The sequence below is a fragment of the Isoptericola maris genome (assembly GCF_048065335.1).
GTDB lineage: Bacteria > Actinomycetota > Actinomycetes > Actinomycetales > Cellulomonadaceae > Isoptericola > Isoptericola rhizosphaerae.
This window is the reverse complement of the sequence record NZ_JBLUNY010000016.1, coordinates 1-7,354: the sequence shown is the minus strand read 5'-3', so window position 1 is coordinate 7,354 and position 7,354 is coordinate 1. Positions and strand designations below refer to the sequence as shown.

Here is a 7,354-nt window from a genome sequence, read left to right as displayed (position 1 = left end):
GCGGCGGGGGGGCGGGCGGGCCGCGGGCGGGGCCGCGGCCCCCCCCCCACGCCGTAGGTTCGGACGGTGCACCCGATCCTCGACGCGGCCGCCGGCTCCGGCTTCGTCCTCTCCCCCGCACAGCGGGTGGCCGCCGGCCGGCTGGAGGAGCTGCTGCGCACCGGCGGGCGCGGGGACGGCGTCTACCTGTGGGGACCGGTGGGCCGCGGCAAGACCTGGCTGCTCGACACCTTCCACGCGGCGGCCGGCGGTCCCCGCTTCCACTTCCACGAGTTCTACCGGGCGCTGCACGCCGAGGTGTGGGCCCGCACCGGGCGCGAGAAGGCCATGGAGCGCGCGCTCGACGCGCTGCTCGGCGACGCCCGCACCCTCTGCTTCGACGAGCTCCACCTGCACGACCCCGGCGACGCCATGCTCCTCACCCGTGCCCTGCGCGCGCTCCTCGCACGGCGCGTCACCGTCGTCGCGACGTCGAACTACCCGCCGCACGGGTTGTTGCCGTCGCCGCTCTACCACCATCTCGCCGAGCCGCTCGTCGAGATGGTCGAGGAGTCCCTGGCCGTGATCGAGGTCGCCGGCCCCACGGACTTCCGCACCCTCGCGCCCGACGACGGCCGCGTGGCCCAGGGCTGGCGATCCGGCCGTGTCCTGGCCGCCGGCACGCTCGAGACGCCGGACGTGGCGGACCGCGTGGACGTCCCGCTGCCCGGCGGTCGCGCGGTGGAGGCGCTGCGGGTCGACGGCGGCACGCTCTGGTTCGACTTCCTGGGCCTGTGCGCCGCTCCCGTGTCTGCCGCGGACCTGCTGTCCCTGGCCGAGCGCTACCGACGGTTCGTGCTGCTCGGCCTCCCGCCCCTCACCGACTGCCGCCCCGACACGCAGGCGCGGTTCGTGAGCCTCGTGGACGTGCTGCACGACAAGGACCGACCGCTCGTGCTCACGCTCACCGCCGACGAGGACGACCGGCAGCCCTCGGACCACCTCGCGACGCTGCTGACCGTGCCCGCCGACCGGCCGGCGCCGCCGGACCTGCCGCGTGCCGCGAGCCGGCTGCACCAGGTGGCACAGTCGCCGTCCGACTCATCGAGGTTGCTGATGAGTGGGACCAGCCTTGTCGATCGGTCGTCGGGTCGTTAGGCTCGACGCCGCAGGCCCTTGCCCGGCCCGCCCGGAAAGCACACGATACGGCCCACGCCGCCGACCACGGGAGGAACCGATGAGCACCACCGCGTTCCTCCGTGCTGCTTTCCCCGCCACCTCCCGGACGTGCACCGCCGTGCGCCTGCCGGTGAGCGGCGCCCTCATGGCGGCCTGCTGCTGTCGGTAGAGCGTCCACGCCACGCCTGACCCGCCACGCGGGCCGCGGCGACCGTGCGACGCTCGCCCCACTCTGCCTCTCCGCCACGACGACACGTCAGCGCCGCTCCCTGGCGCGCGCCCCCGTCGGGCACCGCCGCCCAGCACCCTCGACCACCGCACCACCGCAACTGACGAAGGAACATCACACATGGCCACCATCTACGACGACGCGACGAAGCTCATCGGGCGCACCCCGCTGGTCAAGATCAACCGACTCACCGAGGGCGCTCCCGCGACGGTCGCCGCCAAGCTGGAGTTCTACAACCCGGCGAACTCCGTCAAGGACCGCATCGGCGTCTCGATCATCGACGCCGCCGAGGCGTCCGGCGAGCTCCAGCCCGGCGGCACGATCGTCGAGGGCACCTCGGGCAACACCGGCATCGCCCTGGCGTGGGTCGGCGCGGCGCGTGGCTACGACGTCGTGCTCACCATGCCGGAGACCATGTCCAAGGAGCGCCGCGCCCTGCTGCGCGCGTACGGTGCCGAGCTCGTGCTCACGCCGGGCGCCGAGGGCATGAAGGGTGCCGTCTCCGCGGCCGAGAAGATCGCCGCCGAGCGCCCGGGCGCCGTCCTGGCCCGCCAGTTCGCCAACGAGGCGAACCCGAAGGTCCACCGGGAGACCACCGCCGAGGAGATCTGGGCGGACACCGACGGCGGCGTCGACATCGTCATCTCCGGCATCGGCACCGGCGGCACCATCACCGGCGTCGGCCAGGTGCTCAAGGAGCGCAAGCCCGAGGTCAAGATCATCGCCGTCGAGCCCGAGGAGTCCGCCATCCTCAACGGCGGCGCCCCCGGTCCGCACAAGATCCAGGGCCTCGGCGCGAACTTCGTGCCCGACATCCTCGACCGCGAGGTGTACGACGAGGTCATCGACATCAACGCGGAGACGTCCGTCGAGTTCGCCAAGCGCGCAGCCAAGGAGGAGGGCCTGCTCGTCGGGATCTCCTCGGGTGCCGCCCTGGCCGCCGCGGTGCAGGTCGCTCAGCGCGAGGAGAACGCCGGCAAGACGATCGTCGTGATCATCCCCGACTTCGGCGAGCGCTACCTGTCGACCATCCTGTACGCGGACCTGCTGGACTGATGGACCGCTCCTCGGCGCGCGCGTTCCTCCACCTCCTCCGTGAGGACGCGGAGACCGCGCGCGCCCAGGACCCGGCCGCGACCTCGCTCGCCGCGGTCGTCCTGACCTACCCCGGCGTCCACGCCGTGTGGCACTACCGCGTCGCGCACGCCCTGTGGCAGCAGCCCGCGCTGCGCCTGCTCGCGCGCGTGATATCGCTCGCGTCCCGGCTCTTCACCGGCGTCGAGATCCACCCGGGTGCCCGCATCGGCCGTCGGCTGTTCATCGACCACGGGATGGGCGTCGTCATCGGCGCCACCGCCGAGGTCGGCGACGACTGCCTGCTCTTCCACGGTGTGACGCTCGGCGGCCGCTCGATGAACCCGGGCAAGCGGCACCCCACCCTCGGCGACCGGGTGATGGTCGGTTCCGGCGCCAAGATCCTCGGCCCGCTGTGGATCGGCCACGACGCCAAGATCGGCGCCAACGCCGTCGTGACGCGCGACGTCCCGGCGTCCGCCGTCGCCGTCGGGGTCCCGGCACGCCTGCGGACGCCACCCCCGCCGCGGCCGACCAACGGGCAGAGCTTCGAGGACCCCTCGCAGCTCATCGAGTACGTCATCTGATGTCGATTCGGCAACGGACGCGTCCAGCCCTTGTTCGGTGCCGTCGGCGGCACTAGAAAGGTTGGTGGTGCGGGGCAACGGCGCCCCGCACTCCTTCACGGCCCGTGCTCGGCGGCCAGCCGACGCGGGGCTCGCGCCAGCCAGGCGTCCTCGACGGTCTCGGCCAGCGTGCCGCCGTCGACCACATCGAGCCGCACCAGCACGGCGGCGTACCCGTCCAGGTGCGCGATGGTGAAGTGGCTTCCGGGGCGGGCCGCGAGGACGGCCTCCTTCTCCCCCAGGTCCTCGACGGCGGCCGCGAGGATCGGCCCGGGCGGCACGGCCTCGTCGCCGAACCGCCGCAGGTCCGCCTGCGTGAAGGGCCGCTCCCAGACGAACTGCCGGCCGGCGACCTTCCACACTCGCCATCCGCGCGAGGTGCCCTCCGTCGTCTCCGGCAGGGCGAGCGCCAGACGGGCGACGTCGTCGTAGGTGGCCATCTCCTCAGGATCGGACGCACCGTCCGCCGACGCCACCTCGGCTAGGGTGTGAGGTATCCGGGACCGGACGTCCCAGATACCACGACTCGACGAGGAGACCCATGACCACCCTGCGCATCGGCATCCAGACCGGCTACTGGTCCCGCAAGCCACCGGTCGGCATCGTGGAGGCTCTGCAGCAGGCCGAGGCCGCCGGGCTCGACTCCGTGTGGACGGCGGAGGCCTACGGGTCCGACGCCTTCACCCCGCTCGCGTGGTGGGGCTCGCACACGTCCCGGCTGCGGCTCGGCACGGGGATCGCGCAGATGGCAGCCCGCACTCCCACCGCCACGGCGATGCAGGCGCTCACCTTGGACCACCTCTCCGGCGGGCGGTTCGTGCTCGGCCTCGGCGCCTCCGGACCCCAGGTCGTCGAGGGCTGGTACGGGCAGCCCTACCGCCGGCCCCTGGCCCGCACGCGCGAGTACGTCGACATCGTGCGCCAGGTCATCGCCCGCGAGCGCCCCGTCACGTTCGACGGCGAGTTCTACCACCTGCCCCTGCCCGCGGACACTCCCGGCGCCACCGGTCTCGGCAAGGCGCTCAAGCCGACGGTGCATCCCGTGCGGGCGGAGGTGCCGATCGTGCTCGCGGCGCAGGGCCCGAAGAACGTCGCCCTGGCGGCCGAGATCGCCGACGGCTGGATGGCAGGCTTCTACGCGCCCCGCACGGACGCGGAGCACCGCGAGCTGCTGGCCGAGGGCTTCGCGCGGCGAGCCGACGAGCGCTCCCGGCCCGAGGACTTCGAGGTCGCGGCGACCGTGCCCGTCGTGGTGCGCGACGACGTCGAGTCCGCGGCCGACGTCGTCCGCCCCCACATCGCTCTCTACGCGGGCGGGATGGGCGCCAAGGAGGCGAACTTCCACAAGGCGTCCCTCGACCGCCTCGGGTACGCGGAGGTCACCGACGAGGTGCAGCGGCTCTATCTCGAGGGCCGCAAGGAGGACGCCGCCCGTGCGGTGCCGACCGAGCTCGTCGAGGAGATCGCGCTCGTGGGGCCCGCGGCGAAGGTCCGCGCGGACCTCGCGCGCTGGGAGAGCACGGCCCTGACGACGCTCCTGGTCCAGGGGGACGCCGCGTCGGCGGCGGCCCTGCTCGGCTGAGCCGCAGGCTCGGCCGACGCCGGCTCGGCCGACCCGGCGCGACCACCGTCAGGGAAGCCAGACGGCGCGGCGCAGGTCGACCCGCCGCCCGTCGCGGGTCAGGGGGCAGCCCTCGGCGCGCAGCTCGGTGAGCGCGCGGTCCAGGTGGTGGGCAGGGGGCGCCCCCGCGGCGTTGACCACCCGCCACCAGGCGACCCCGGAACCTGCGCGGGCCATGACCTGGCCGACCTGGCGTGGGCCGCCGCGGCCGAGCAACTCGGCGACGGCCTCGGCGACCAGCCCGTAGGTCGTGGCCCGCCCTGACGGGACCCGTTCGACGACGGCGAGCACCTCGTCCAGGTACTCCTCGGCAGCGCTGGTCGCGGCGTCCTCGATCACGCGGCGCACCCTACCGCGGCCGCTCTGGCGCCGGACCGCGCGGGGCGGCAGGATCGGCCCGTGACCATCGACGCACCCGCCCCGCACGGGTACCGCTTCCGCCAGCTCACCGCCGACGACCGCCGCGCCGTCACGCACGTCGACTCGTGGGCCTTCCCCTCGCCGGTGGAACCGGACGAGATCGAGAAGGAACCGTCACCGCTGACGTGGGAGCGCGCGGTGGGCGTCGTGGTCGACGGCGGCACGAGCCCCGGCTCCGAGCTCGCGGCCATGCACGCCTCGTACCCGTTCAGCCGCTTCCCCGTCCCGGGTGGCACGCTGCCCACGGCGGGCTTGACGTGGGTGGGCGTGCACCCCCAGCACCGTCGGCGCGGTATCGCGAGCGCCATGATCGACCTGCACCTGGCCCGCTGCCGGGAACGAGGCGAACCCCTGTCCGCGCTCTTCGCCGCGGAGTACCCGATCTACGGCCGGTTCGGCTACGGCAAGGCGGCCGACGACGTCCGTCTGACCATCCCGCGCGGCGCATCCCTGCGCGACGTGCCTGGCGCGGCCGAGCACACGGTGCGGATCGAGCACGCCGACCGCGAGCGCCACGCCTCCCTCGTCGACACGGTGCACCGCGCAGCCGGTGAGTCCGCGGGCGGCACCGGATCGAACCGCCCGGGGTGGGCGACCCGGGAGTCGGCCGAGCTGCAGGCGTCCTGGTGGCACGACTCGACCGCGTCCCGCGGCGGCCAGGAGTCGCGACGCATCGTGATCGTGGAGCGCGACGGGGCGCCGCGAGGCTACGCGCTGCTGCGCCGCAAGCTCGACTGGGTCCCCACGGGCACCGACGGCACGGTGAACGTCATGGAGGCCGTCACCCTCGACGCCGCAGCGTCGCGCGCCCTGTGGGGCGTCCTGGTCGACCTCGACCTGATGACCGAGACCAAGCCGTTCATCCTCGCTCCGGACGACCCGCTCCTCACCCTGCTCCAGAACCCGCGCGCAGCGGGGCAGCGCCGGATCGACAACGTCTGGGTCCGCCTCGTGGACCTCCCCACCGCCCTCGCCGGACGGCAGTACACCACGGCGATCGACACGACCCTCGCCGTCACCGACGCCCGGCTGCCCGCCAACGCCGGTGTATGGCGGCTGCGGGCCGAGCCCTTCGGTTCGGCGCGTTGCGAACCGGCGGACGTGCCGCCGTCGGAGGCCGACCTGGCGCTGGACGTCCGCGAGCTCGGCGCCGTGTACCTGGGCGGGACGTCGCTCGCGGGACTGGCCACCGCAGGCCTGGTCGCGGAGCGCACCCCCGGCTCGCTGGCGGCGGCGAGCACGGCGTTCGGCTGGCCGGTCGCGCCGGTGTGCAGCTGGGTGTTCTAGGACCCGGCCAGGAGGCACTTTACCCAACCATTCCTATCGACTCAGTAGGTCATCTGATACCGTCCTCGCCATGGCATCGACCATGGTCCGTGGCGACCGGTTCCCCGACGTCGACCTGGAGCTCGAGGAGGACGACGAGGGGGAACGCGCCGACGCCGTCCGGCTCGGCGACCCGTGCCTGGTGGTGGACGAGCTCCACATCGTCTTCCGGGTGTTCGGCGGCGGTGCCGGCCAGCCCGTCAGCGCGGCACGGTCGGCACCTGCGAGGCGCAGCCTGGTCAAGCGGGTGCTCGGGGCGGGGCGGCAGCACGTCGGTGCGGTCAGCGAGGTCCACGCCGTGCGCGGGGTGTCGTTCACCGCACGCCACGGCGAGTCCATCGGGATCGTCGGGATCAACGGCTCCGGCAAGTCCACCCTGCTACGCGCCATCACCGGCCTCATCCCACCCCACTCCGGCTCCGTCTACGTCGACGGCGAACCCGCCCTGCTCGGCGTCAACGCAGCCCTCATGCCCCAGATGACCGGCTCCAAGAACATCGAGATCGGCGGCCTGGCCCTGGGCATGACCCCCAAGCAGATCGACGACAAGTTCGACGAGGTCGTCGAGTTCGCCGACATCGGCAGCTTCGTCGACCTACCCATGAAGACCTACTCCTCCGGCATGGCCGCCCGCCTCCGCTTCGCCATCAGCTCGGCCGCCATCCCCGACATCCTCATGGTCGACGAAGCCCTCGCCACCGGCGACGCCGCCTTCAAGGCCCGCTCCAAAGCCCGCATCGAAGAGGTCCGCCAACAAGCCGGCACCGTCTTCCTGGTCAGCCACTCCATCTCCACCATCGAAGCCATGTGCACCCGCGTGCTGTGGATGCACCAAGGCCGCCTCGTCATGGACGGACCCGTCGACCAGGTCACCACCGCCTACAAGAAGTTCGTCCGCGC

8 protein-coding genes are annotated in these 7,354 nt (G+C 73.2%); 6 read left to right on the top strand and 2 right to left on the bottom strand.

From position 1 onward, the window contains the following. The first annotated feature begins 66 nt into the window (after window positions 1-66). The 3 genes from zapE to cysE all read left to right on the top strand — a co-directional run bounded on the left by zapE (window position 67) and on the right by cysE (window position 3,048). Window positions 67-1,137, top strand: coding sequence for a cell division protein ZapE (gene zapE, locus ACH5HR_RS16480; protein ID WP_402378051.1), 1,071 nt, complete (start codon window positions 67-69; stop codon window positions 1,135-1,137). A 370-nt stretch (window positions 1,138-1,507) separates the two neighbouring features. After that, window positions 1,508-2,443: a cysteine synthase A gene (gene cysK / locus ACH5HR_RS16475; RefSeq protein WP_402378048.1), complete on the top strand. Its 936-nt coding sequence runs from the start codon at window positions 1,508-1,510 to the stop codon at window positions 2,441-2,443. Then, entirely contained in the window at window positions 2,443-3,048 is a 606-nt protein-coding gene (gene cysE, locus ACH5HR_RS16470) for a serine O-acetyltransferase (protein WP_416478910.1), read from the top strand. The genes cysK and cysE overlap by 1 nt, the downstream gene beginning before the upstream one ends. 95 nt (window positions 3,049-3,143) lie before the next feature. On the opposite strand, the gene ACH5HR_RS16465 is transcribed toward cysE, so the two are convergent. Next, complete coding sequence (locus tag ACH5HR_RS16465; RefSeq protein ID WP_416478909.1) at window positions 3,144-3,527, bottom strand: MmcQ/YjbR family DNA-binding protein; 384 nt, start codon at window positions 3,525-3,527, stop codon at window positions 3,144-3,146. A 110-nt stretch (window positions 3,528-3,637) separates the two neighbouring features. Between ACH5HR_RS16465 and ACH5HR_RS16460 the strand changes: the two genes are divergently transcribed. Further along, the gene (locus ACH5HR_RS16460; RefSeq protein ID WP_402378112.1) at window positions 3,638-4,669 is read left to right on the top strand and encodes an LLM class F420-dependent oxidoreductase; all 1,032 of its coding nucleotides are present in this window, start codon (window positions 3,638-3,640) and stop codon (window positions 4,667-4,669) included. 48 nt (window positions 4,670-4,717) lie between these two features. On the opposite strand, the gene ACH5HR_RS16455 is transcribed toward ACH5HR_RS16460, so the two are convergent. Then, the gene (locus ACH5HR_RS16455; protein ID WP_416478907.1) at window positions 4,718-5,047 is read right to left on the bottom strand and encodes an MGMT family protein; all 330 of its coding nucleotides are present in this window, start codon (window positions 5,045-5,047) and stop codon (window positions 4,718-4,720) included. Window positions 5,048-5,107: 60 nt separating this feature from the next. On the opposite strand from ACH5HR_RS16455, the gene ACH5HR_RS16450 reads away from it, so the two are divergent. Continuing rightward, a complete protein-coding gene (locus ACH5HR_RS16450) occupies window positions 5,108-6,415 on the top strand; it encodes a GNAT family N-acetyltransferase (protein WP_402378036.1) in 1,308 nt (435 codons plus the stop codon). A 70-nt stretch (window positions 6,416-6,485) separates the two neighbouring features. After that, on the top strand, window positions 6,486-7,354 hold an 869-nt coding region (locus ACH5HR_RS16445; protein WP_416478905.1), incomplete at its 3' end, for an ABC transporter ATP-binding protein.